Raw genomic sequence first — 25,133 nt, forward strand, 5'->3', positions numbered from 1 at the left:
GAGCGGGCCTGGCGTCACTGCAGGGACAGGTGGATCAGGCGGCCGCCGCCCTCGTGTCCCGCGTCGGTGGCCAGGGCCACGTAGCGGGCGGTGATGTCCGTGCTGAGGTGCCGGTCGCGGCCATGGCCCGTGAGCTGACCGGCCGGGGTGTAGGTGAGGCCGTCACCGCTGAACTCGACGCGTAGTTTCGGTACGTGGCCGTTCGTCCATTCCGTGCGGATGTCGCGGACACGGAGTGGGGCGCCGAGGTCGACGACCAGGCGGCCGTTCGGGCCGGGCGTCCATGCCGTCGCCGGATCGCCGTCGACAGCGGCGGACGGGTCCGACATGCCCGGTGGCAAGGGGCTGGTCGGGAACACCGTGCAGCCCAGTGCCAGATCGCGCAGAGGGTAGGCGGTGGCCCGCTTCACGGTGACCGTCGTGGTGCGGCCCGCTCTGACCACCGCCATCTCACCGCGCCCTTGAGCGGTCACCTTCACGCGGCAGGCGGGGCCCGTGAGTTCGACCGTCGTGCCGTCGACCACGCGTGCCCGCAGACCCGCCGGCAGAGGACGGCTGTCGAGCGGGCGTACGGTCAGCCGTGGCGGCAGGAGCCGGGCTTCCGCCGCGTCGAGTTCGGCGTCGTAGGCGGTGCCGCTGTCGGTGAGGGTCTGGAGTCCCTCGAACAGCAGCCTCGCGGACCCGGTCTGCGGTACGTCGACCCGCGTCGTGACGGGCCCGTCCGACAGGTTGAACAGGCTGAGGTGATCGTCGGTGAGGGCGGCGCGTACCGCTTCGGCGTCCGTTCGTGGCGCGGGTGCCGCGGCCCGCTCGCGCAGGGTGCGGGGCGAGGCGCCGGGGAGTCCTTCGACCAGGAGGGGTGCGGCCGGGCCGTCGGCCAGGATGATCTCGTCCTGGTGGACCGTCAGGCCGGAGGCGGCGCCGTGGACCACCAGGCCCGCGCGGCCGTCGACGTCCAGCCATCCGCCCCGGCTGGTGACGTCGGGCACCGGCCAGGAGGCGAGGTCCTCCCACTGCAGGCCGTCCGCCGACCCCTGCACCGTGTAGGCGCGCCCCGCGGCGGCCTCCCAGCGCAGGGTGACCCGGTCCACCGCGTGCGGAGCCCCGAGGTCGACAGCCAGCCAGCTGTCCGCCCGGGGGCGGTCGCCCCGGGACACCGCCCACCGGGTGGTCGTGCTGCCGTCCACCGCCAGTGCCGGCTCCTTGCCGGTGTCGTGGGAGGAGGCGGTGGCCGTACCGGTCCGGGCCAGATCGGCGCCGTCCGCGCCGTCGCGCGCTTCGAACGCGAAGAGCGAGTATCCGTAGGCCGGGTCGGGTCGCACACCGAGCATGCGCAGATGCCGTACCTCGGTGCGCGCGAACGTCACCTCGTCGACGCGCGCGGCCGGCGTGGCCGGCCGGGAGTCGGCCGAGGCCACGGTGGCGCTTCCCTCGGCGAAGCGGTAGGTCCGTGCCCCGGTCAGGCCGGGCACGCCCGGCATCGTCAGATTGTGGATCTCCAGGTGTCCCTCCCCCGCGGCGACGCCCGACGTCGCGTACACGACGGCACCGGTGGGGAGAGTGGTGAATCCGGCGTACCCGGCCCCCACCTGAAGCATCGTGGCGCTGCCGTCGAAGCCGTCCCGACTCCTGCGGTAGGTCCGCACCCGACGCCGCGTCGCCTTGAGGGATGTCGTCGGGAGGAACATCGGCGTGGACCCGCTGAGTTTGAACAGCCAGTCGTCGTGGCCAGGTTGCCAGGCGAACTTCACGAAGCCGGGCTTGGTCACCGCCCCCGCCCATGCCCCGGGCGTCTGGTGCGACACCAGGCCGGGCCCGGGGCCGAAGTCGGTGACGCCCGCGGCGAGTTCGAACAGTTCGTCCGCGGAGAGGGGGCGGACCGTACGGCCCTGTTCGTTCGCCCACAGGTGCAGGAGGTAGCTGATGGCGACTTCCGCGCGTGCCTCCGGCTCGTACTTCGGTTCGCCCGAGAACTTCGCGATCCGGAATTCCGGCGGGTAACTCTGGTACGCCTCCAGTCGCTCCGCCAGGGCGACTTCCGCGCGGGCGGCGGCCCTGTCCCCCACCACCTGGGCGAGGAACGCGAGCGGGATGACGTCACGGCCGTAGAGGTGCTCCCGGTCGTTGACCATCGGCATCAGCGGCTCACCGGCGTCGCTCATCACGCCGAGGAGGGTGCTCCACAGCTGATCGGCGTTCGGCTGGTTGGTGAGCACCTGGGGCAGCGGCCGGCCCGCCGCGATGAAGTGGGCGGCGTTACGGCCCGACGTGCGCCACAGTTCCTCCTGGTAGTGAGGGCCGAACGAGCCGTGGTTCTCGACGATGAAGGTGTCGTAGAGGTTGCGGGCGGTGTTGTCCGAGACGGGGGCCCCGTCCACGCGCGCCGGGTTCGCCAGGTCCGCCTGGGGCAGTCCGGCCTCGTTGCGCGACCACGCGCCGAAGGCCGCGGCCCAGTCACCGTGGCGTGGGTCGTCCACGGCCCAGGCCAGCCCCGGGGCCAGGGACTGCGCGTAGACACCCATCTCCTCGAGCTTGGTGTCTCCTTCGTGGCCGCCGAGCAGGCCCCGAGGGGTCCAGCTGCCCGAGGCCGGGTCGTCTCCCGTGCCCAGCGCGGCGGTGTACGCGGCCTGCTCACGGGCGATGGTGTCGACACGGGAGCGAGTGGTCTCGTCGAGGTCGTCCCACAGCAGCCGCGCGGCGAGGACGAAGTACAGCTGGAACGTGGTGTCGAAGAACAGTCTCCGGCCCCATTGGGTGCCGCCCGTCAGTCTGTTGGACGCGGCGAAGTGCTTGATGGTCGCTATCGTCCGAGCCTTGAGGACCTGCTTCTCCGTCCCCGCTCGGGCCTCGTCGTAGCTGCCGCGGGTGAGCAGGACCGCATGGCCGAGCACGACGGCGAAGCCGAAATCCTTGTCCGTGTAGTAGCCGCGGGCCGCGTCCCACTGGGTTTCCGTCCAACGGGTGTGGTTCAGCAGGACGCGGTGATAGATGTCCGCCACCGGGTCGGATGCCGTGTGGTTCCGGTGTTGTCCGTGGGCCTGAGCCGTGCCGCTGCCAAGGGTGAGAGGCAGGGAGGCCAGCGCGCTCGTGGCGCCGAGGAGTTGGATGAAGCGGCGACGGTCCACGGGGGATCTCGGCAGCACGTGCGGCACCTCTCGGTCGGACAACGTTGTCAGGCAGTGGCCTGAATTCTTCGGTCCGCCGGTCGATACGTCAATAGGTCACGTGCGTGGATGCGAGAGGGCGGGCGAACGGGGAACGGCAGTCCGTTCCCCGTGTGCTCACTCCGGTACGACGCAGGGGAGCTGGTCGGTCCGCTGCCCCTCGGTGGTCGCAGGGATGAGGCCCATGGGTACGGCCATGTTGGCGACCAGGGACATCATCGCCTCGGGTGCGTTGTCCGCGCGGGTGCGGCCGTTGCGCGTGGCGAAGCCGAAGGACGCAGGGGTCCCGATCACGTACGGCAGGACATCGGGGAGGAGTCGTCCGGCGACGGTTCGTCCGTAGCCTGCCGGGTCGGCCGAGGTGCCGATGGCCGCGACCACCTTGGCCCCGGCGAAGGAGTTCCGTGCGTCCCGAGGGTCCAGGAGGTCAGGTCCACCGCGGTGCCTTTCCTCACGGCGCCGTTGACGACGGCGAGCAGGTCCAGGTCGGCGTAGAAGGCTTCCTGGGCGCGCCCTGCCCAGGCCCGGACTCCTGCGGCGGTGGCTGTTGCGCCGGTGTGGCCCTCCAGCACCAGGACGTCCTCGGCGGAGTCCTCGCGCGCGTCGCTGCCGGTGAGGGTGCGGAGACGCAAGGGCTGCCGATCGACCAGGTGGTCCGGTCCCGCCGCTGCGTGCCTGTCGGCCCCTCCTGCGTGCGCTACTGCATCAGGTGGGTCATGGAACGGGCCCGTTCCCACATGCCGGGGATCTGCTCCGCGGGGCGCTGCTGTTCGCCGTGCAGGGCGTTGAGCACGACCAGGCATCCGGTCAGGGCCGGCACCGCCCACTGGACGGCCGTCAGCTGCTGCCGTGCCTTGTCGAGGTCGACCGGGTGCTTCTCGGCCTGTTCGGCGTCAGTGGGGTCGGTGGAGGAGGCCAGCTCGACCTTCTTGCCCAGGACACGGGCGTAAGCGGTGGCCGCCAGGGCCGCGGCGGTGACGACGGTCTTGGCCGCGGTGGAGGCGCCCACGCCCTGCTGGGTGGCCACACGGTGCGCGTTGACGGCGAGCAGCCCGCCACCGCCGAACAGGTGGGCTCCGATCGCGGCGGCGTTGACCGGCGTCCACTTGGCCCAGCCCGAGGAGGAGATCCGGTCTCGGCTCGTCTGCGTGCTTCCTTCGTCCTGAGCCGCGCCGTTGAGACCCACCGCTCCCATCAGCGAGCCCCCGAACCAGGCGGCCAGACCGACATCGTGCAGGCTGCGGACGACGGTGTTGCGGTCAGACATGGCAAAGCTCCCTCGGGATCGGCCGGAAGGGCTCTGCCTACGTGAACGGCGGAGCCCCACCCACCGTCGCCGGACGGTGCAAGGGCCGCCATCACAGCGGGCCATCCGGGTGAACGCCGCGCACGTGCTGTTTCGGGTCCGACGTGGCAACAGCACGGGGAGCAGGAGCCGTCCCTGCGACGGCGCCGTCCCCACGGCGCCGTCCCCACGGCATTCGGACCGCCGTAGCGTCACGTCGTACAAGCCGATCAACGGGATCGGTTGGAACACCCTGGCCTTCACAGGTGAGGCGGCGAACGTGTCACACCTGCTCATTCAAACCGAAGATCGAGATCCTGCGGCTCCTTGCGGCGGTTCCATGGAGCAGTGATGCAGGCCCGGAATCGTCGGGTCGCGGCAGAGAGGTGACGTACATGCGTGATGAGGCTGCCAAGCGGGCCGAGCTGGTCTTCTCCCTCTTCGACGCCAACAGCAACGGAGTCCTCGACTCCAGCGACTTCGACCTGATGACGGGCCGCGTTCTGGAAGCGGCGGCCGCTTCGGACGACGCTGGCCGCGGACCTGAACGCCAACGGCGACGGTGTCATCTCCGTGGACGAGGTCCGTCCCTTCGTGCTGGACCGCGAGCTTTCGGCCCCACGGTCGCCGAGTTCGCCGAAGCGCTCTCCGTACTGGGCGACCCCGACGGGGACGGCCTGATCGAGCGCCCCCTGTTCGCGGCGCGGGCCGGTTCCGCGGGCCGGTTCCGTCTCGCCGGCCCGATCGTCACTCGTCAGGGCCGTCCGTGGTGCCCCGCAGGGCGAGCGCGAGGAAGCACCCGGGTCCGTGCCGGACGGCGACGGCCCGGAGGAGCCGGACGCCTTGACGGTGGCGCCGCCCGACGCGAGCCGCACCGGTGCACGCCGCACCGATGAGTTTTCGCGGCGGGGTCGGTCTGAAAGGGCATGAAGACTCACACTCTTGAGACAGCCGGCGCGGACCTCGTCTACGACGTGCGAGGGCCGCTGCCGACCAGTGACGGACGACCGCCCTTGCTGATGATCGGGCAGCCCATGGACGCTTACGGCTTCGCCACGCTCGCCGCGCGCTTCCCCGAGCGGACCGTGGTCACCTACGACCCGCGCGGCCTCGGCCGCAGTGTCCGCAAGGACGGACGAACCGATCACGCACCGCGGACCCAGGCCGACGACGTGCACGCCGTCGTCGAGGCGCTCGGGGCCGGCCCCGTCGAGATGTTCGCCAGCAGCGGCGGAGCGGTCACCGCGCTCGCGGTGGTCGAGAAGTACCCCTCGGACGTGACCACGCTGGTGGCGCACGAGCCGCCGCTCATCACCCTGACACCGGACGGCCCCGCGGCCGTGCGGGCGCGGGCCGCGGTTCGGGACACGTACGAGGAGCGGGGGTGGGGGGCCGGGATGGCCGCGTTCGTGGCCATGACCTCGTGGGTGGGCGAGTTCACCGACGCGTACTTCGCACAGCCCGCACCCGACCCCGCCGCGTTCGGGATGCCCACCGAGGACGACGGCTCGCGGGACGATCCGCTGCTGTCCGACCGCTCGTGGGCGGTCAGCGGCTACCGGCCGGACGCCGAGGCGATAGCCGCCGCGCCGACCCGCGTGGTGATCGCGGTGGGTGAGGAGTCCGAGAACCTGCTGACGGCACGCACCTCTGCCGCGGCAGCCGAACTCCTCGGGCAGAAGGTGGTCGTGTTCCCGAGCCATCACGGCGGCTTCTGCGGCGGGGAGTTCGGACAACCGGGGAAGCCGGACGAGTTCGCGCTCCGTATGCGCCAAGTCCTCGACGGTGCCGCGTAGGACACCCGGAGCGGGGGGTCGCGCCCAGGTGCACTGGGCGCGCCTCTTGGCAGCTTCACGGCCTCTCGAGACCGGGACGCTCCGTCGGTGCACGGCCTGCACGGCCTGCGGGGGGGGGTAGCGGACCCCGGTCAGTTCCTCGGAGAGGTCCCACAGTTCGCGCTGGGCCGCCTCGTCATAGGTTCGGGTCCCGTTCGGAGAGCGCCGGAAATCAGGACGGAGGATGTCGGGTTAAGACGTGATCATGGTGTGGAAGGGCCTGTGTCGACGACGGACGCGGGTCAGTTACGCACGAACAGATGAGGGACTTTCATGGAACGCACGCCCGACACGCCGGCTCCGGACCTCCGGGGGAAGATCGCGCTGGTCGCGGGTGCCACGCGGGGAGCCGGACGAGCCATCGCCGTCCAACTGGGCGCGGCGGGTGCGACGGTCTACGTCACCGGCCGTACGACTCGGGAACGCCGCTCGGAGTACAACCGGGCCGAGACGATCGAGGAGACCGCGGAGCTGGTCACGGAGGCGGGCGGGACCGGGATCGCGGTGCCGACCGACCACCTGGTGCCCGAGCAGGTCCGCGCGCTCGCCGACCGCGTCGACACCGAGCAGGGGCGGCTCGACTTACTGGTCAACGACGTCTGGGGCGGTGAGCGGCTGTTCGAGTTCGACAAGAAGGTGTGGGAGCACGATCTCGACGCGGGGCTGCGGCTGATGCGGCTGGGTGTGGACACCCACGCGATCTCCAGCCACTTCCTGCTGCCTCTGCTGGTGCGTCGGCCCGGCGGGCTGGTGGTGGAGATGACCGACGGTACGGCCGCGTACAACGGCAGTCACTACCGCAACTCGTACTTCTACGACCTGGTCAAGAACAGCGTGCTGCGCATGGGGTACGTGCTGGCCCACGAGCTGGAGTCGTACGGCGGGACGGCGGTGACGCTCACGCCGGGCTGGATGCGTTCGGAGATGATGCTCGAGACGCTCGGTGTCACCGAGGAGAACTGGCGTGACGCGCTGACCGAGGTGCCGCACTTCTGCATCTCGGAGAGCCCCGCGTACGTGGGGCGCGCGGTCGCGGCGCTGGCGGGTGACGCGAATGTCGCGCGCTGGAACGGCCGGTCGGTCTCCAGCGGGCAGCTCGCCCAGGAGTACGGCTTCACCGACCTCGACGGCTCGCGCCCCGACTGCTGGCGTTATCTGGTGGAGGTGCAGGAGGCGGGGAAGCCTGCCGACCCGTCCGGGTATCGGTGACCCCGCCTTTCTCGGGCGGGCGCTGACTGCGGTCAGTGCCGGCCCGTTCGGTCCTGGGGCTCGGGGCGCGGGGTCGAGCAGCGGGTTTTCGTCCCAGGCGATATTGAGAACCTGGCCGAGGCTTTTGTGGAAACTCGCGACATTGCCGACGCCGGATATTTCGGGGGCCGTATCTGTCTCCCTGTCGTGTCTGCTTTTCCTTGGCCCCGGGCACTCGGTCGGTCGGATCGCCGTCGCGGTTGTCGTGTTTCTGCGGGAGAACGGGACGGGGAGCTTGCAGGGATATCCGTCGGCTTTCCATGACGCGTGAACGCGCCGGCCGGTGCGGCGTGTCCACGCTGTCCGGACGATTTCTTCCGCGTGGACTCGTGGCCGACCGGAGAAGTCGCCCATTCCCTTCCGGCGTACGTATTGGTTCCGGCTGACGGAACGAGGCCGAGAGAGGTGCGGTGTGCCCGTCGGCCGGCCGCGTGCCGTCCGGCGGGCACACCGTACCCATGCCGGATCAGGCGGGCCGGATCGACAGCGCGTGGTGGAACACGTCACGCGGGTCGTAGGCCGCCTTGACCCGCTGGAGCCGCGCGTAGTTCGCTCCGTAGTACAGGCCGTGCCACGGGGTGCCGGAGGTGTTCCACTCGGGGTCGGCGAGGTCGACGTCCGGGTAGTTGATGTACGCCCCGGAGTTGGCGGCGTCGGGCACCGGGACGCCGCCGGTGTCGCGGTAGACGTCGCGGTAGAGCTTCCGCACCCACGCGACGTATGCGGCGTCCTGGGCCTCCGCGCGCCACACGCCGGGCGTGAAGTAGACGCGCAGGATCGAGTCCCGGTGGACGTAGGCGGTCGCGTCGGAGCGTACCGAGTTGATCCTGCCGCCGAGGGCGGCCAGGTGCACCTGTGCGCCGGGATCGCCGTGGTCGTCGGTCAGGTAGGCGTAGATCGTGTCCAGCTGCTCGTCGGTGTAGCTCTTCTTGAGGTCCGCCGTCTTGTCCTTCTGGCGTCCGGGGGGACCCCAGTACCAGTTGTCGCGGTCGAGCCACGGCAGTTCGTACCGCGAGTCGGAGACGGGGGTGACGCCGGCTCCGGCGGTGGTCGCCTCGAAGAGCCCGTCCAGCAGGGCCTCGCCGCCCGGGACGTCCTTGGAGACGCCGGCCATCAGGCCGATCACGCCGGCGGCCTGGTGGGAGGCGGAGAACGAGGCCCACACCTGGACCTCCTTGGCCCCGGGGGCGCTGTTGTGCTCGTACCACCGGGAGAAGTTGCCCACGAGCGTCCTGAACGCCCGCGGCGACAGGTCGTTCCACGACCACTGCACGTTGCGGACCCGCTGGTTCGCGCCGTGGGGCAGCAGCTTGGCGGGGTCGCTGGAGTTCACTCCGGGCGTACGCATCCAGTACCGCGTGACAATGCCGAAGTTGCCGCCGCCGCCACCCGTGTGCGCCCACCACAGGTCGCGGTTGGGGTCGTCCCTGCGACGGGTCGCCACGACGGTGCGGGGCTGCCCGTCGGCGCCGACCACGACCACCTCGACGGCGTCGAGGTGGTCGACGGCCATGCCGTGGATGCGGGAGTAGAAGTTGTAGCCGCCGCCGAGTATGTGCCCGCCGAGGCCCACTTCCGAGCAGCCCGCCGAGGGTATCGTCACGCCCCAGCCCTTGAAGAGCGTGTTCTGCGTGGGGGCGACGATCGCGCCGGGGCCCACGGCGAAGGCTCCGCGGCGTTCGTCGTAGTAGACGTCCTGCATCTGCGAGAGGTCGATGAGGTGCTTGACCCCTGAGTACGTCGTGAAGTTCTCGAGGCAGTGACCGCCGGACCGGACGGCGACCTCCTGGCCGGCCGCGACGGCGCGGCCGAGTGCCTCGGCGACCTGGTCCGAGGAGGTCGCGATGGTGACCTGATCCGGCCGGTTGCTGAAGCGGGTGTTGTGCGCGCGGATGAAGCTGTCGTACCGGGGGTCCCCGGGCTGCACGGTGACGGTGTCGAAGGCCGGGGCGCACTTTCCCGCGCTCTTACCGGCGCTCTTTCCGGCCGCGGCCGCAGTGCCGCCGCCGGCCAAGAAGTCCGCCGAGACCAGGCCGGCCCCGACGAGTCCGGCGCGCGTGAGTAATCTCCGGCGGTTCAGTTCAGACATTGACGTACTCCTTGCTGCGTACGGGAGATGGGCACAACTCGAACATGTCTCTTCGCCGACTGGCCCGACATCGGCAGATCGGAGCCTACGTCAATTACAGGGGCGTCGAAACGTGTTCGGTCCGATGAAGCTGCATTCTTCAAGGAGGCTTATGGATGTGAGATGTTCGCCGAGTCTCCTGTCACAAGCGGAGTGCGTCAATCTGCGGCAAGCAGGAGCATTGGTACGGCGTGGAGAACCGATTGGCTGGTATAGCGCCGGTAAATACGAGCAGATCACGGAGACCGCGCCGGCCTTCTCGGGCGGCGCGGACCGGCAGGCCCGCCGTGTACCGGCGGACATGGCCCGCGGTCGGGGTGCGGGCCTCCGCGACCTGGTCAGGGTTGCCGGTTGCCACGACCAGGCCGCCGTCCGGGCCGGCGCCCGGGCCCAGGTCGATGACCCTGCGGACAGGGCGCGCGCCGTGACGTGTCGCCCCCTTCGGCGGAGACGCCGTCGGGTGATGACGGGCGGGGGCGCCCGGCTATTTCGCCCTGGCGGTCAGTCCCTCCAGGGCGGGGATGACCGTGCGGAGGTCGTCGCCCTCCACCGCCGTGCTCGCCAGGGCGCGGACGTCGTCCGGGGCGTTGAAGGCGATGCCGACGCCCACCGCGTCGAGGAGCGGGCCGTCGGCCGGGCACGCTCCGACGGCGGCGCAGGCGGTGAGGGGGAGGCCGAGTTCGTCGGCGCGCCGGGCGGCGAACGCCCGTTGGTCCAGGTCCTTCGCCGGAGCGCCGGCGCGGCCGGTGAAACGGCCGGCACGTGTCTCCAGGGGCCGGCCCGCGTACGAGTGGAAGCCGAATCGTTCGGCCAGGTGGGCCGCTATCGGCGCCCAGCCGAGGGAGGAGGCGACCGGCACCAGTCCGCTGCTCCAGCACCAGTCGGTGGTCTCCTGCACGCCCGGGAGCAGCGCGAGGTCCTCCAGCTCGGCGCGCAGCGCCTTCTCGGACACGCCGGCCCAGGGGGCCGGGTCCGCGTCGTCCGCGCGCAGGCCGAGGCGCTCCTCGACGTGACGGGAAAGGTTCCTTCCCTGCATCAGGACGCAGTCCAGGGAGAAGAAGACGGCGCCGATGTGATCGACCATGAACACGATTCAACTATGCCATCGTCAGTGTGTCTGCTGCATGGATGTGCACCATCGCTCCTCGATGCGTGCACGGCGGGTCGCGTCCGCCTTCACGCCGGCTCCGTTCACGGAGCCGGATCGTCCGCCTCGCTCAGGAACGGTCCGGTGTGCTCTCCCGCAGATGCAGACGCCGGGACCACTCGGGGGTGCGCAGCGCCTCGGCCGCCTCGCGGGGCACGCTGAGGTGGACGTCGCGGCTGTGGTCGTCGTCCGGGGTCGGGGTGATGAGGACGGTCCACGGCACGGGGGTCGCGGGGTACTCGAACCAGAACGGCCGGCCGGCGCCGAACTCGATGGCGTAGACCGGCAGCCGGCTGACGTTGTTCAGGGAGACGGTGTCGACGAAGGAGTCCAGGGCCATGCGGCTGAGCACCCGGTTGACCCGGCCCGCGCGACGCTGCGCCTCCAGGAACGCGGCCTCCTCGCGGATGCGCTGCGGGGTGACCCGGTCGAGGGCCTCGCGGACCGCCGACGCGGTGTGGGCCAGGGGCTCCTCCCGCAGCGCGCGGGCCGGCAGTGCGGCCGTGGTGTTGGAGACGGCGTTGCCCCCGTAGCCGTGCGGCAGGTGCTCCGCGAGCGGGGCGCGCAGGCCGACGACGATGCCCAGCCGTTCCGTGGCCGCCGGGTCCCGGTCACGGAGCGCGCTCAGCACCCGCCACACATGGGCGCTCAGGGCGTCGCCGCTGGTCGCCCGTGCGCCGTCGCCGCCGGCGCGTGCGGTCTCGCGCAACGCGAGGACCTCCGCCGAGGGGAACCGGACCGTGAAGGTCTTCACCCGGCGGGCGCGCGCGTTGACCCGCCAGATGAAGCCGAACTTGGCCCGGCCGGTGACCACCGCGTACTGCGAGTCGTCCGGCGCGGGCGGGACGCCGGCGGCGAGACCGTCCAGGAGGGCCCGGTCGTGGGACGGCGCCCGGTGCTCGAGTCCTCGGTGGGTGCGCGACCAGTGCAGGAGGAAGTCGAGGCAGCCGCTGCCGTCCACCACGCTGTGGTTGACCGAGACGCCGAGGACGGAGCCGCCGCCACGCATGTGCGTGACCTTGACCGTCAGCAGCGGGGTGTCGTGTCCGACGACCCGGAAGGCGTTGACGGGGTGGATGTAGCGGCGCAGGTCGTCCCCGGCGCGGAGGTCGGGGCCGTAGTCGGGCATGGGCCGGTCGGAGAAGGTCTCGGCGAACACGGCGCCGGCGTCGTTGCAGACGACGCTCAGGCCGCGGTCCGGGTCCCGTACGAGACGTCCGGCGAGCAGCGGGTAGTGGACGAGGGTCCGGCGCAGGGACTCCCGCAGCGCCTCGGTGTCCAGGCGCTGCCGGTAGTAGAAGGTGCGGGAGCTGCCGAAGGTGCCGTTCACCAGGTCGTAGACGCTCAGCCGGACGCGTTCGCCGCTCGCCTCTCCGCTGCGCACGAGCACGGTACGGCCGGCGTCGCCTGCCGCGGACCCGCTTTTCATGAACGTCTCCAGGGTGGTCGGGGTGAAGAGTTCGATGACCGGACGCTCCAGGGTGACCTGTGCGGGGCGAGGAAATCCCTAGAGCCTGTGGTCGTCACGCCGTCACGCCGTTACGCGTCGCGCCGTTTCGCCGTCCCCGCCGCCCGGCGACGGCGGGCCGTGGTTTTGGTCTATCCCTAGAGTTGCGCGGCGGCGCTGGCCCCCGGGTGTGCCCGCGTGCTGGTCTGGAGTGCCCGATCGACACGGGCGTGGGGACCCGCTTCGACCGCGCGCCGCCGTACGTCTCGTCCCCACCGGCACACACAGGAGGCCAGCAGCCGATGGGGCACGACAAGACCGAAATCCTCGATCTGGTACGCGAATACCACCGCTCCGCCGTCTCGTCGGGGTTCGTGCCGGGTGTCACCCCGGTGCAGGCCTCCGGCGCCGTGCTCACCGAGGACGACCGGGTCGCCCTGGTGGAGGCGGCGCTCGACATGCGGATCGCCGCGGGCGTCAGTTCCCGCCGGCTGGAGCGGTCGCTGGCGAAGTACTTCGGCCTGCGCAAGGCGCATCTGACCAACTCGGGTTCCTCGGCGAACCTGCTGGCACTCAGCGCGCTGACCTCGCCGCAGCTGGAGGAGCACCGCCTGCGGCCCGGCGACGAGGTGGTCACGGTGGCCGCCGGTTTTCCCACGACGGTCAATCCGATCCTGCAGAACGGGCTGGTGCCGGTCTTCACCGACATCGAGCTGGGCACGTACAACGCCTCGCCGGAACGGGTGGAGCAGGCGATCGGCCCGCGGACGAAGGCCATCATGATGGCGCACGCGCTGGGCAACCCGTTCCAGGTGCGGGAGATCGCCCAGCTGGCGGAGGAGCGCGGTCTGTTCCTCATCGAGGACAACTGCGACGCCCTGGGCAGCACCTACGAAGGGCAGCTCACCGGCACCTTCGGTGACCTGGCGACGGAGAGCTTCTACCCGGCGCACCACATCACGATGGGCGAGGGCGGCTGTGTGCTGACCGACAACCTGGTGCTGGCCCGGATCGTGGAGTCGATGCGCGACTGGGGCCGGGACTGCTGGTGCGAACCGGGTGAGGACAACCGGTGCTTCAAGCGGTTCGAGCACCGGATGGGGTCGCTGCCCGAGGGGTACGACCACAAGTACATCTTCTCCCACGTCGGTTACAACCTGAAGTCGACCGATGTGGCGGCCGCCCTCGGTCTTCAGCAGCTGGGCCGGATCGACGAGTTCGGCGCCGCGCGCCGGCGCAACTGGGCCAGGCTGCGCGAGGGGCTCGACGGGCTGCCGCACCTGGTCCTGCCGGAGGCGACGAAGGGCAGCGACCCGAGCTGGTTCGGGTTCGCCATCACCGTGCACCCCGACGCGCCGTTCGCGCCGGGCGCGCTGATCGACCACCTGGAGTCGAGCAAGGTCGCCACCCGGCGCTTCTTCGCGGGCAACCTCACCCGTCATCCCGCGTACGAGGGACGGGAGTTCCGGGTCAGCGGGCCCCTGACGAACAGTGACATCACCACCGAGCGGACGTTCTGGATCGGGGTGTATCCGGGGCTGACCGACGAGATGCTCGACCACAGCATCGCCACGGTGAGCGAGTACGTGACGCTGCCGCACTGACGCTGTAGGGCCCGCGCGTACGCGGTGGTCCCCGGCACCGACGAGGGTGCCGGGGACCACCGCGTGTGCGCGGCGGGTCAGTTCGCGGCCGGGACCGTGTGGCGGTCGGCCGCCCAGGTCTCCAGCAGATCGGCGGCGCGGGCGGCGCCGCCGGCCGTGCGGACCGCCTCCCGCATGCGGGCGAGCGCCGCGGGCGTTCCGGGGTCGGCGAGCAGGCCGGCCACCGTCGCCGCGAGGGCGGGCGCGGTCAGCCCGGTCTTGGCCAGGGCCCTGCCCACCCCGCACCGCTCCAGCTGCTGCGCGCTGAGGGCGAGTTCGTGGGCGCGGGGCAGCGCCACCACGGGTGTGCCGTAGTGGAGGGCCTCCATGAGGCTGCCCATGCCGGCGTGGCAGACGAAGACGTCGGCGTGCGGCAGGACCAGCGGGTGCGGCAGCCAGGAGTGGGCCTCGACGTGCTCGGGCAGCGGCCCGAGGTGCGCCGGGTCGCTGTCGCGTCCGAGGGTCATCACGACGTGCCACCCTGCCGGATCGAAGGCCTGCGCGCACAGCCGGAAGAAGCCGGCCCGGTCCCCCGCCTCGGTTCCCAGGGACACCAGCGCCACCCGCCGGCCGTCGCCGGGCGGCGTCCAGCGGACGGAGTCCGCCGGCGGCTCGGAGAAGGTGGGGCCGACGAAGGCGAACCGGTCGTCGAAGCTGTCGCCCTCGATCTGGAAGGCGCGGGGCAGGAACACCAGGTTGTGCCGGTCCCACTCGGCGCCGTAGCGGGCCATCTCCTCGAGGCCGATGCCGTGCTCGCCCATGAAGCCGATCATCACCTTGGCGCCCTCGGCCATCACCGGGTGGTCGGCGTCCCACATCTGGGCCCGCATCGAGAACGACTCGTTGGCGGCGTGGCTCGGGCACACCTGCACCGGTACCGCGTCCAGCAGCCGGGCGGCCACCCGGCCCGCGGCGACCGTCTCGAAGTCGTACAGGACGACGTCGGGGCGGTCGGCGGCGAACGCCTCCATGGCCGTGGGGAAGACGGTGTGCACCGTGTCGACGAGGAGGCGGTAGCCGTCCTCGGCGAGCTGGTCCGCGGTGGGGTCGGCGGAGCGGTAGAAGTCGCCGCGGGCGGACGTGTAGGTGACGGCGCGGGCCCCGGTCTCCTCGACGACGGCGGCGAACCGCTCGTCGACGACGTAGGTGACGCGGTGTCCGCGCCTGAGCAGTTCGCGGGTCACGCCGAGCGTGGGGGCGATGTGGCCGAAGTCGGCGAAGAGCAGCAGGGCGTAGTGCAGGGCGGGCGCGGGGGTGCCGGACGGCATCGGCTCTCCTGGGGGTCGGCCGGGCGGCGGCGCCGGCCGGCGGTGGAACGTCAGCGGGCGGTCTCGCGGAGCGCCGCGTAGTGCGCCAGGCACTCCTGGTACCCGGCGAGGATCCCGCTGTCCCGGGCCTGGGCGACGGAGATGGCCGAGGAGTCCTTGGCCGACATCAGCGGCGCCTCCGACAGGCCCCAGGGCAGGGCGAGTTCGGGGTCGAAGGGGTCGATGTCGACCTGGGTGCCGGGCACGAACTCGGTGGAGCACAGGTACGACACGCAGGTGTCGTCGGTGAGTGCGAGGAAGCCGTGGACCAGGCCCTCGGCGACGAACAGGGTCTCGCCGGAGTCGGCGGACAGTTCGTTCACCTCGTGCACGCCCCAGGTGGGCGAGCCGACCCGCAGGTCGACGACGATGTCGAGGACCGCGCCCCGCACCACGCACACGACCTTGGCCTGGCCCGGCGGGAGCAGCGTCCCGTGCAGTCCGCGCAGGGTGTGGCGGCGCGAGACCGAGTAGTTCACCTGCGCGACGGTCACGGGACGGCCGATCTCCTCGGCCAGCCGGTCGTGCCGGAACGACTCGTAGAAGGTGCCGCGCGCGTCGCGCAGGTGGCGCGGGGTGATGTGGAACGCGTCCGGCACGGCCATCTCTCGAACCTTCATGGTGGCACCACGGTAGGTAACGCCGTTGGAGGAGCCGTCCAGGACCGGTCCAGGACCGGTCGGGGACGGATCGGGTGGACGGAGCCTCGAACGATCCTGGAGGAGGCCCGGAGGGATTCTGGACCGGCGGGTGCCAAGGTGTCTGGCGAGTGCCCCGCGCGTCCGCTCGCGAGGGCCGGCAGGAGGCGAACGGGCACGCGTCGGCGAGCCCGGGAGGAGAGCCGCATGACGCAGGTCGGTGTGCCGGGGCGACCGGACGGGCCGGACACGGGGTCCGGCCGTGTCGTCGTCCTGGGAGCGACCGGTTTCGTCGGCGGGCACGTGGGAGCGGCACTGGAGGCGGCCGGGTACGAGGTCCTGGCCGTCGCGCGCCGCCCGCTCAAGACTCCGGCGTCCTGGCGGTTCCGGCCGATGGATCTGGTGCACGGCGGTCCGGAGGCCCTGACCTCGCTGATCGAGACGGAACGGCCGGTGGCGATCGTGAACGCCGCCGGCGAGGTGTGGTCTCCCGACGCGGAGGGGATGCGCCGCAACAACGAGCTGCTGGTGGACCGGCTGCTTGCCGCGGTCGCCGCGTCCGGGGCACGGCCGCGGCTGATCCAGCTCGGGTCGGTGCACGAGTACGCGCCGCAGCCGCGGGGGGTGCTGCTGACGGAGTCCTCGCCGGAGGAGCCGGTCTCCGACTACGGCCGGACCAAGCTCCGGGGCAGCCGGGCGGTCCTGCGCGCCGTGCGGGCCGGGGAGGCGGACGCGGTGGTGCTGCGGTTGTCGAACGTCATCGGCGCCGGCACGCCCACGGCCAGCCTGCTGGGCCAGGTGGCCGCGCAGCTGCTCGCCGGGGGCGGGGACGGGGCGCCGGCGCAGGTACGGGTCGCGCCGCTGCGCAGCAGCCGTGACTTCGTCGACGCGCGGGACGTCTCCCGTGCGGTGGTCGCGGCACTGCGGGTCCCCGGCGCCTCCGGGCGGGTGCTGAACATCGCCAGCGGCGTCTCGCAGCACGTCCGGGACATGGTCGATCTGCTGCTGGCGATCAGCGGCCGGCCCGCCACGCTGGTGGAGCGGGGCGCGGCGGGGCTGCGTCCGGCCGGGGACAACGACTGGACGGGGGTGGACGTGTCGGCGGCGCGCGCGGTGCTCGGCTGGGAGCCGGTGCGCACGCCCCGGGACATGGTGGGTGACCTGTGGCGGGCCGCGGCGGGCCGGGAGTGACCGGGCAGGCGGGCGGGCTCCGGGCGGCGGCGGCGGGCGGGCGGGCGTCAGCCCGGGAGCAGGTCGAGGTCCGCGGTGCTGACGTTGTCGGTGAGGACGTGCTGGCGCAGCCGCTGGAGTCCGGGTGAGGGGTCCAGGCCGAGCTCGTCGCGCAGGGCGACACGCAGTCGCTGGTAGACCTCCAGAGCCTCGCTGCGCCGGCCGCACCGCTGGAGGGCGATGATGAGGGTGCCCTGGAACCACTCGTGCAGCGGGTGCGCGCACGCCAGTTCCTTGAGGTCGCCCACGAGTTCGCGGTGCCGGCCCAGCCGCAGGCCCGCGGTGATGCGCATCTCCTGTGCCTGGAGGTGCAGTTCCCCCATGCGCAGGGCGTATCCGCGCAGCAGGGGGCCGTGCGCCACGTCCGCGAAGAGCGGTCCCTCCCACAGGTCCAGCGCACGACCGGTCAACGTCTCGGCGGCGGTGAGGTCGTCGCAGGCCAGCGCGGTGCGTGCGGCGCCGGTCAGCGTGGTGAACTCCTCCGCGTCGTACTCGTCTGGCTCCACCCGCAGCAGGTAGCCGTGCGGGTGGGTGACCAGCGGGCCGTCGGCGGGGCCCGCCGGTTCCTCACCGCCCTGGAGCGCTCTGCGCAGCTGGTAGGCGTACGTCTGCACGGTGGTGAGCGCGCTGCGCGGCGCCCGCCCTGACCACAGTTCCTCGGTGATGACGGTCAGGGGTACGACGGTGTTGCGGCGGGCCAGCAGGAGGGCCAGGACCTGGCGGACCTTCGGCGCCGTCGGGGTGGTGTCCCGGCCGTCGCGGACGGCCCGCAGCGGGCCGAGGGCACCCCACCTCAGCACGGCGCGGCTCACTGGCGCCCTCCGGGGAGGACGGCGCGGCGGGCGGCCTCCTTCCACACCTCGGGGTGGTCGCGGTACCAGGCGACGGTCTCGGCGAGGCCCTCGGTGAAGTCCTTCTGCGGCTTGTAGCCGAGTTCGACGTGCGCCTTGGTCCAGTCCACGGAGTAGCGGCGGTCGTGGCCCTTGCGGTCGGCGACGTACTCGACGCTGTCCCAGCCGGCGCCACACGCCTGGAGGAGCAGTTCGGTGAGCCCGCGGTTGTCGAGCTCGGTGCCGCCGCCGATGTTGTAGACCTCGCCGGCCCGGCCGCGGGTGCGCACGAGTTCGACGGCGCGGACGTGGTCGTCGATGTGCAGCCAGTCGCGCACGTTCAGCCCGTCGCCGTAGAGCGGCACCTTGGCGCCGGTCAGCAGGCGGGTGACGAACAGCGGGATGATCTTCTCGGGGAACTGGTGGTGCCCGTAGTTGTTGGAGCAGCGGGTGACGCGCACGTCGAGTCCGTGCGAGCGGTGGTAGGAGAGGGCCACCAGGTCCGAGGCCGCCTTGGACGCGGCGTACGGGGAGTTGGGGTGCAGCGGGTGCTCCTCGGAGGTGGAGCCCTCGGGGACCGAGCCGTACACCTCGTCGGTGGAGATGTGCACGAACCGGTCGACGCCGTGGCGCAGCGCGGAGTCCAGCAGGACCTGGGTGCCCAGCACGTTGGTGCGGACGAACTCGGTGGCGCTGTGCAGGGACCGGTCGACGTGGGACTCGGCGGCGAAGTGCACCACCTGGTCGTGTTCGGCCATCAGGCCGTCGACCACGGCGGGGTCGCAGATGTCGCCGGCGTGGAGGCGGTAGCGGGGCGAGTCGCAGACGGGGTCGAGGTTGGCGGGGTTGGCGGCGTAGGTGAAGGAGTCGAGGACGGTGACGGTGACGTCGTCGGGGCCGTCGGGTCCGAGCAGGGTGCGGACGTAGTGGGAACCGATGAAGCCGGCGCCGCCGGTCACCAGGATGCGCGTGTGACTCATGGGGATGCGGCGCGTCACGGGGCGTGCCGAGGGTGCGCCGTCCTCCTTCCTGTTCGAGTGGTGCGGTGGTGGGCGGCCGGCGGGAGGCGGATCCGGCGCGGGGTGTCAGCCGCGCGTGGCCAGGGCGGCCAGTTCCGGCACGATGTCGTGAGGGCTGGGCATGGCGGTGGACTCGTCGCGCAGCCGGCGTGCGGCGGCGGCGTGGGAGGGGTCCTCCAGGAGGCGGCGGGTGAGGTCCGCCACCCGGTCGGGGTCGCCCTCGGAGTGGTGCAGGAAGAACCCGGCGCCGGCCTCCTCCAGGGAGCGGCCGCGCAGCTCCTGGTCGGCGACGAGGGTGGAGACCGCCAGTTGCGGCACGGCGTTCACCAGGGCGGTGGAGAAGGTGCCCCAGCCGCCGTGGTGGACGATGGCCGAGCAGCCGGGCAGCAGCGTGTTGAGGGCGACGCCGCTGACGGCCCGTACGTTGTCGGGCAGTTCGCCGAGGCCTTCGGTCTGTTCGGGCAGCAGCGCGGCGACGATCTCCGCGTCGAGCCGGGACAGGGACCGCAGGATGCCGGCCACGTCCACGTAGTCGCCGCCGTACGCCTCGGTGTTGGTGCGTCCCAGGGTGACGCAGATGCGGGGGCGCTTCGGCTCCTCGCGCAGCCAGTTCTCCTGTACGGCGCGCCCGTTGTAGGGGACGTAGCGCATGGAGACGGTGTGCAGGTCGCCGGACGGGCGCAGGCTGGGCGGCAGGGTGTCGATGGTGAACTGCCCGTTGAGGAGTTCCTCGTCGCAGCGCACGCCGTAGGGGCGGCCCCGTTCGTCGATCCAGTCGGCGAGGGGGTCCGTGCGCTCCTCCTCGGGCATGTCCTGGGCGAGTTCGACGAAGGTGGCGCGGGCGCGGCCGTAGACGTCGGCGCACCACAGCAGGCGGGCGTGGGCGGCGCCGCAGGCGCGGGCCGCGACGGCGCCCGCGTAGGCGATGGGGTCGCGTACGACGAGGTCGGGCTTCCAGTGGCGGGCGAGGGCGACGAGGTCGTCGAGGACGGGGTCGTTGTAGCGGGCGAAGCCGTAGGGGACGCTGATCTCGTACCGGGCGACCAGGGCGGCGTGGTCGACGTCGCCGTAGCCCAGGCGGCTCCAGTTGGCGACGTCCGCGTCCTGGGAGTCGCGCGCGATGACCATCTCGCTGTGGAGGTCGTGGTCGCTGCCCACGGGCGCGGCGATCAGACCGGCGCCGGTGATCTCCCGGGTCAGGGAGGGGGCGTTGGCCATCAGCACCTCGTGCCCGGCGGCCATGAGGGCCCAGGCCAGCGGCACCATCGTGTAGACGTGCGACTTCTCCGGCAGGCCGGCGAACAGGACGCGCATGGGTTTCTCTCCTCGTCGGGGCCGCGGGGGCCTCAGGGGCGGTGCGTGGCGGGCGTCAGGCCGCCGGCTGCCGGTCCTCCCGTACGGATATGGCACTGAGCGGGCAGGACTCGGCGGCCTCGCGCGCCGCGGCGCGCTGTTCGCCGGCGGGCCGGTCGACCAGGAGGACGGCCAGTCCGTCCTCGTCCCGCTGGTCGAAGACGCCGGGCGCGACGAGCGCGCACTGGCCGGCGCCGATGCACCGGTCGTGGTCGATGGTGATGTCCATGCCGTTTCCTGTTCGCCGGTCCGGGTCCGGGACTCCTACGCGTGCCGGGTCCTGCTCATCTTGGGGGCGCACGGGCGGGGTCGCGGCCGTGACGCGGCGCTGTCTGGGGTTTCGCCCAGACATTTCGCGCGGCGCGTGCGGTCGGCGGGCGGGGCGGGCGCGGCCGGTACTCGGAAAATCCCTAGACCGCGCCGCAGCCGCTGGCCCGGCCGGCGCCGGCCGTGCTGGAGTGACCGGCGGCAACGGCAGCCCGCGGATCCGGCCTGACGTCGGCCGTGCCCGCCTTCGGGCCGGCCGTCGCGGCACGCCCGATCCGCGGCCGGCCCGGCGGCGGCCGCGCGGGGCCCGGGAGGGCGGGCGGCCGTACGACGACTTTCGTGAAAGGGGAACCCGGGTGGCGCAGCAAGGCACTTCGGACGTGCTCGACCCTACGCCGGAGGCGGCCTCCCGGACCGGCCGTGCGCCGACCGTGGAGCCGGACGGCGGCGTCACCCTGCTGGAGTGGGCGGCGCGGATGCGGCAGGACCAGCCCGCCTGGCGGGACGGGACGGGCAATGTGCACGTCTTCCGTCACGCCGACGTGCAGCAGGTGCTGTCCGATCCCGCCACGTTCTCCTCGGACACGGTGGGCCGGCTCTCGGGCGGCAAGAGGCAGGCGCCGCGCGGCACCCTTCTGCTGCTGGACCCGCCGCTGCACGGCAAGATGCGCCGGCTGGTGAGCAAGGCGTTCACCCCGAACCTGATCGCCGGTCTCGAGCCGTGGATCACCGAGCTGACCGGCGAACTCCTGGACGCCGTCACCGGGGACCGCTTCGACCTGGTGGACGCGCTGGCCAACCCGCTGCCGGTGACGGTCATCGCCCGCATGCTGGGCGTGCCGACGGAGGACCGCGACCTGTTCCAGGGCTGGGCCGATCAGCTGCTGTCCACCGATCCGGACGACCCGGAGAGCGTGCGCAGCATGGAGGAGACCGCGGTCACCATCACCGCCTACCTCCAGGGTTTCATCGAGGACCGGCGCAAGACTCCGCAGGGGGACCTGCTGGGGACCCTGGTGAGCGCCGAGCTCGACGGGGAGCGCCTGGAGGACGAGGACATCGCCAGCTTCGCCACCCTGCTGCTGCTCGCCGGGCACATCACCACGTCCGTGCTCGTCGGCAACGCGCTGATCTGTCTGGACGCCGACCCGGAGCTGCTGGCCAAGGTGCGCGCGGACCGTTCGCTGATCCCGGCGGTCATCGAGGAGACGCTGCGGCTGCGGCCTCCGTTCACCCGGATCGAGCGGGTCACCACCACCGCCACGACCGTCGCGGGCATGGAGGTGGCGCCGAACACGCTGGTGCACCTGTGGCTGCTGTCCGCCAACCGTGACGAGCGGGTCTTCGAGGACCCGGACGCGTTCCGCCCGGACCGCGCCAACTCCCGGCAGGCGGCGTTCGGCCACGGCATCCACTACTGCATCGGGGCCCCGCTGGCACGCCTGGAGGGCCGGATCGCCCTGAACGCCCTGCTGGACCGCTACACCTCGGTGCGTGTCGATCCCTCGGTCCGGCTCTCCTGGCACGGCACCAACGTGTTCGGCGCCCGGCATCTGCCGCTGTGCGTGGAGCGCGCCTGACGCGTCCCGTGCGCCTTCCGCCCCGGCGCGCGGGCCTCTCGTCCCGGCCCGCGTGCCTCTGGCCCAGGCCCGCACGCCACCAGCCCCGGCCCGCGCACCTTCAGCCCGGCGCGCACGCCACCCGCCCGGCCTGCACGTCACCCGCCCCGGCCCGCACGCCATCCCCGCCCCACGACGGAGTGAGATCCCATGAAGACCCGCCCCGGCCCTCCGGTCATCCCCTCGGACCGCGGTAAGTGCCCCTTCGACCCGCCCGCCGAGTACGCCCGGCTGCGCGCCGAGGAACCGGTCAGCCCGATCACCTTCCAGGTGGCGCCGAAGGACCCCTCCGGCTGGCTGGTGACGCGGCACGACCTGGTCCGCGCCATCCTCGCCGACGAGCGTTTCAGCCACCGCAACGAACTTCTCGCGCACGTCGTCGCCCCGCCGTTCCCGATGACCGAGTACGCGCCGCAGCCCTCGCCGCCCGGCTCCTTCGCCAAGACGGACGCGCCCGAGCACACCAAGTACCGGCGGCTGATGGCGGGCCACTTCACGCTGCGCAACGTGCAGCGGCACGAGCCGGAGCTGCACCGCATCGTCGACGAGGCGCTGGAGGAGCTGGCGGCCGAGGGCTCTCCGGCGGATCTGGTGACCGGCTTCGCGGACAAGGTCGCACTGCGCTCGACGTGTTCGCTGATGGACGTGCCGGCGGAGCTGATGAACGGCATCCAGGAGCACTTCTCGGTGCTGATGGCGCTCACCTACACGCTGGAGGAGTTCATCCACCACGTGGAGGCGATGGACGCCCTCATCCGTCCGATGATCCGCGAGCGGATGGCCGAGTGCGGGGAGGACTTCTTCGGCAGGCTGGCGGCGACCGGCGAGCTGACCGAGGAGGAGCTGGTCAACATGGCCGTGCTCACCCTGGCCGGTTCGCTGGACACCACCCCCAACATGCTGGCGCTGGCCACGTTCGCCCTGCTGGAGCACCCCGATCAGCTGGCGCTGCTGCGCAGCCGGCCCGAGCTGTACGCGCAGGGGGCGGTGGACGAGCTGCTGCGCTACCTGACGATCTCGCACATGGGGTCCAGCCGGTGCGCGCTGGAGGACGTGGAGATCGGCGGGACCACGATCAAGGCGGGCCAGACGGTGGTGCTGGCGCTGCCGGCCGCCAACCGCGACCCCGAGGTGTTCGAGGATCCCGACCGGCTCGACGTCACCCGGGTGCCGCGCAAGCACCTGGCGCTCGGCTTCGGTGCGCACCAGTGCCTGGGCCAGCACGTGGCCCGCGCGAGCATGCGGATCGGGCTGAGCAAGCTGTTCGAGCGGTTCCCGACGCTGCGGCTGGCCGAGCCGGCCGAGGAGGTGCCGCTGCGGGACCGTGCCGTGCACTACGGCGTGGACCGGCTGCTCGTGGGCTGGGACTGAGGCGGCCGTGGCGAAGGGACAGACCCCGCCGTTCCGTACGGTCGTCGACAGCCGGACGCAGACCGTGCACACGGTCCGGGCGGGGACGGCCGACGGCGGCCGGGTCCGGCTCACCGCGTACGACCTGCTGATCGGTCCCTGGTACGTGCCGCTGACCTTCTTCTACCGCGGGACCCTGGACGGGGCGGCGCTGCGCGACTCGCTGGCCCGTACGCTGCTGCGTTACCCGCCGCTGGCGGGGCGGCTGGAGCGGGACGCCGACGGCGGGCTGAGCGTGCTGTGCAACGACGCGGGCGTGCGCTTCACCGAGGCGTCCAGTCCCGACCCGATGCGCGAGTACGGTCACCGGCTGCGCGCGCAGCCGGTCATCGGGGACGTGGTGCGTGAGGTGAGCCCGTTCGGCGTGGTGTCCCGGGACACTCCGCTGCTGAAGATCCGGCTCACGCAGATGCGCGGGGGCGGTTCGGTGCTCGGCGTGCTGATCAACCACACGCTGGCGGACGGCGGCAGCGCGCTCGCCCTCCTGGAGAGCTGGTCGCGGGAGCACCTGGGGCTGCCCTGGGAGGCGCCCAGTCACGACCGGGGGGCGCTGGAGGCGCTGGGCCGGCTGTCGCAGGACCCGGCGACGCGGGACGGCCGGGTGTTCGCCGGCGTGGGCCGGATGCGGCATCTGGCGACCAGCCTGCGCCCCGGGCTGCGCAGACGCGCCACCGTCACCACCCGGTTCGAGGCGGACGAGCTGGCGGCGATGAAGAACGAGGCGCTGGGCGCTTTGACGGAGCCGGGCGCCTGGGTGTCCACCAACGACGTGCTGACGGCCCATCTGTGGCGCGTGATGGGCGAGTTGCGCGGTCAGGCGGACGAGGCGGAGGAGTGGCTGGGCCTGGTCGCCGGGGCACGGTCCGGGCTGGGCGACGCGCTGCCGTCGTCGTACTGGGGGAACTGCGTCACCAAGAGCTGGACGTCGCTGCCCGCCGGGGAGTTGCGCGGCCGGTCCCTGGGAGCGGTGGCGGACGAGGTGCGGCGGAGTCTGCGGAGCAACACCGAGGACAAGATCCGCGACGAGATCGCCTTTCTCGGCTCCCACCGCCGGCGCGGCGTGCACCGTCATGTGATGTCGGCGCGGGGCCTCGACGCGTCCGAGGCGTCCCTGTCGGTCAACAACTGGTCGCGCTTCCCGCTGTACCGGATCGACCTCGGCGCCGGACGCCCGTTCTGGTACGAGTTCCCCGATCTGCCGGCGCCCACGGTGCACATCGCGCCGACGCCCGAGGAGGACGGGGGCCGGGACGTGTACCTGTGTCTGTCCGAGTCGCACGCGGATCTGGCCCGTACTCCCCGCTGGCAGGAGAAGCTGCACCCGCACGCGGTCTCCGGGCACGCGCGGTGAACACCTGTCGGGGGCGGGGAAGTTCCTGTCATTCTGCTGTCGATGCCCGAGGGACGCGCGTAGAGAACGAAATCATGGTGTAAAGGGAACCGCCGGTCCTATACATCCATCGGATGCTGGAACCGCTTTCCCCTTATTACTCCCGGGTATATCCCACCTCTCCTCCACTCCCCCGGCCGGGCCTTCCGCTTCCGTCGACGACGCTCCGCCCT

At 72.0% G+C, this 25,133-nt stretch carries 20 protein-coding genes and 1 pseudogene; 8 read left to right on the forward strand and 13 right to left on the reverse strand.

The window, feature by feature from the left end:
* Window positions 1-14: 14 nt before the first annotated feature.
* The 4 genes from ACFOSY_RS28395 to ACFOSY_RS28410 form a co-directional block, all read right to left on the reverse strand.
* Window positions 15-3,143, reverse strand: a complete 3,129-nt coding sequence (locus ACFOSY_RS28395; RefSeq protein ID WP_394312148.1) for a discoidin domain-containing protein — start codon at window positions 3,141-3,143, stop codon at window positions 15-17.
* A gap of 138 nt (window positions 3,144-3,281) precedes the next feature.
* On the reverse strand, window positions 3,282-3,458 hold the full coding sequence (locus tag ACFOSY_RS28400) for a hypothetical protein (RefSeq protein WP_394312151.1): 177 nt from the start codon (window positions 3,456-3,458) through the stop codon (window positions 3,282-3,284).
* Window positions 3,455-3,796 (reverse strand): hypothetical protein, encoded by a 342-nt coding sequence (locus ACFOSY_RS28405; protein ID WP_394312154.1) that lies wholly within the window; start codon window positions 3,794-3,796, stop codon window positions 3,455-3,457. The genes ACFOSY_RS28400 and ACFOSY_RS28405 overlap by 4 nt, the downstream gene beginning before the upstream one ends.
* 65 nt (window positions 3,797-3,861) lie before the next feature.
* Complete coding sequence (locus ACFOSY_RS28410) at window positions 3,862-4,431, reverse strand: hypothetical protein (RefSeq protein WP_394312156.1); 570 nt, start codon at window positions 4,429-4,431, stop codon at window positions 3,862-3,864.
* 413 nt (window positions 4,432-4,844) lie between these two features.
* On the opposite strand from ACFOSY_RS28410, the pseudogene ACFOSY_RS28415 reads away from it, so the two are divergent.
* The 3 genes and pseudogenes from ACFOSY_RS28415 to ACFOSY_RS28425 all read left to right on the forward strand — a co-directional run.
* Window positions 4,845-5,171 (forward strand): annotated as a pseudogene (locus tag ACFOSY_RS28415) (EF-hand domain-containing protein); the annotation flags it as partial.
* Between the two features lie 204 nt (window positions 5,172-5,375).
* On the forward strand, window positions 5,376-6,245 hold the full coding sequence (locus ACFOSY_RS28420) for an alpha/beta fold hydrolase (RefSeq protein WP_394312158.1): 870 nt from the start codon (window positions 5,376-5,378) through the stop codon (window positions 6,243-6,245).
* Window positions 6,246-6,557: 312 nt separating this feature from the next.
* Window positions 6,558-7,493, forward strand: a complete 936-nt coding sequence (locus ACFOSY_RS28425; RefSeq protein ID WP_394312161.1) for an SDR family oxidoreductase — start codon at window positions 6,558-6,560, stop codon at window positions 7,491-7,493.
* A gap of 505 nt (window positions 7,494-7,998) precedes the next feature.
* On the opposite strand, the gene ACFOSY_RS28430 is transcribed toward ACFOSY_RS28425, so the two are convergent.
* From ACFOSY_RS28430 to ACFOSY_RS28440, 3 genes are all read right to left on the reverse strand, one after another.
* Window positions 7,999-9,621 (reverse strand): FAD-binding oxidoreductase, encoded by a 1,623-nt coding sequence (locus ACFOSY_RS28430; RefSeq protein ID WP_394312163.1) that lies wholly within the window; start codon window positions 9,619-9,621, stop codon window positions 7,999-8,001.
* A 523-nt stretch (window positions 9,622-10,144) separates the two neighbouring features.
* A complete protein-coding gene (locus ACFOSY_RS28435; RefSeq protein ID WP_394312165.1) occupies window positions 10,145-10,744 on the reverse strand; it encodes a haloacid dehalogenase in 600 nt (199 codons plus the stop codon).
* A gap of 133 nt (window positions 10,745-10,877) precedes the next feature.
* Entirely contained in the window at window positions 10,878-12,236 is a 1,359-nt protein-coding gene (locus ACFOSY_RS28440; RefSeq protein ID WP_394312167.1) for an acyltransferase, read from the reverse strand.
* 320 nt (window positions 12,237-12,556) lie between these two features.
* On the opposite strand from ACFOSY_RS28440, the gene rfbH reads away from it, so the two are divergent.
* On the forward strand, window positions 12,557-13,858 hold the full coding sequence (gene rfbH, locus ACFOSY_RS28445) for a lipopolysaccharide biosynthesis protein RfbH (RefSeq protein WP_394312169.1): 1,302 nt from the start codon (window positions 12,557-12,559) through the stop codon (window positions 13,856-13,858).
* 77 nt (window positions 13,859-13,935) lie between these two features.
* Here the strand turns inward: rfbH and ACFOSY_RS28450 are convergent, their stop codons facing one another.
* The gene (locus ACFOSY_RS28450; RefSeq protein ID WP_394312173.1) at window positions 13,936-15,165 is read right to left on the reverse strand and encodes a macrolide family glycosyltransferase; all 1,230 of its coding nucleotides are present in this window, start codon (window positions 15,163-15,165) and stop codon (window positions 13,936-13,938) included.
* Between the two features lie 50 nt (window positions 15,166-15,215).
* Window positions 15,216-15,824: a dTDP-4-dehydrorhamnose 3,5-epimerase family protein gene (locus tag ACFOSY_RS28455; RefSeq protein ID WP_394312177.1), complete on the reverse strand. Its 609-nt coding sequence runs from the start codon at window positions 15,822-15,824 to the stop codon at window positions 15,216-15,218.
* A gap of 225 nt (window positions 15,825-16,049) precedes the next feature.
* Between ACFOSY_RS28455 and ACFOSY_RS28460 the strand changes: the two genes are divergently transcribed.
* Window positions 16,050-17,033, forward strand: coding sequence for an NAD-dependent epimerase/dehydratase family protein (locus ACFOSY_RS28460; RefSeq protein WP_394312180.1), 984 nt, complete (start codon window positions 16,050-16,052; stop codon window positions 17,031-17,033).
* 47 nt (window positions 17,034-17,080) lie between these two features.
* Here ACFOSY_RS28460 and ACFOSY_RS28465 read toward each other — a convergent pair whose 3' ends face one another.
* The 4 genes from ACFOSY_RS28465 to ACFOSY_RS28480 all read right to left on the reverse strand — a co-directional run bounded on the left by ACFOSY_RS28465 (window position 17,081) and on the right by ACFOSY_RS28480 (window position 20,503).
* Window positions 17,081-17,872 (reverse strand): AfsR/SARP family transcriptional regulator, encoded by a 792-nt coding sequence (locus tag ACFOSY_RS28465; RefSeq protein WP_394312182.1) that lies wholly within the window; start codon window positions 17,870-17,872, stop codon window positions 17,081-17,083.
* Window positions 17,873-17,880: 8 nt separating this feature from the next.
* On the reverse strand, window positions 17,881-18,882 hold the full coding sequence (gene rfbB, locus ACFOSY_RS28470) for a dTDP-glucose 4,6-dehydratase (RefSeq protein WP_394312184.1): 1,002 nt from the start codon (window positions 18,880-18,882) through the stop codon (window positions 17,881-17,883).
* A 105-nt stretch (window positions 18,883-18,987) separates the two neighbouring features.
* A complete protein-coding gene (locus ACFOSY_RS28475; protein WP_394312186.1) occupies window positions 18,988-20,235 on the reverse strand; it encodes an activator-dependent family glycosyltransferase in 1,248 nt (415 codons plus the stop codon).
* A gap of 55 nt (window positions 20,236-20,290) precedes the next feature.
* Window positions 20,291-20,503: a ferredoxin gene (locus ACFOSY_RS28480; RefSeq protein ID WP_394312188.1), complete on the reverse strand. Its 213-nt coding sequence runs from the start codon at window positions 20,501-20,503 to the stop codon at window positions 20,291-20,293.
* 418 nt (window positions 20,504-20,921) lie between these two features.
* Here ACFOSY_RS28480 and ACFOSY_RS28485 point away from each other — a divergent pair, with 418 nt between their 5' ends.
* The 3 genes from ACFOSY_RS28485 (at window position 20,922) to ACFOSY_RS28495 (ending at window position 24,921) form a co-directional block, all read left to right on the forward strand.
* The gene (locus ACFOSY_RS28485) at window positions 20,922-22,121 is read left to right on the forward strand and encodes a cytochrome P450 (RefSeq protein ID WP_394312193.1); all 1,200 of its coding nucleotides are present in this window, start codon (window positions 20,922-20,924) and stop codon (window positions 22,119-22,121) included.
* A gap of 189 nt (window positions 22,122-22,310) precedes the next feature.
* Entirely contained in the window at window positions 22,311-23,531 is a 1,221-nt protein-coding gene (locus tag ACFOSY_RS28490) for a cytochrome P450 (RefSeq protein ID WP_394312196.1), read from the forward strand.
* Window positions 23,532-23,538: 7 nt separating this feature from the next.
* Window positions 23,539-24,921, forward strand: a complete 1,383-nt coding sequence (locus ACFOSY_RS28495; protein ID WP_394312198.1) for an acyltransferase — start codon at window positions 23,539-23,541, stop codon at window positions 24,919-24,921.
* The last annotated feature ends 212 nt before the right edge of the window (window positions 24,922-25,133 follow it).

This window comes from Streptomyces lusitanus (assembly GCF_042647945.1).
Classification (GTDB): Bacteria; Actinomycetota; Actinomycetes; order Streptomycetales; family Streptomycetaceae; genus Streptomyces; species Streptomyces pseudogriseolus.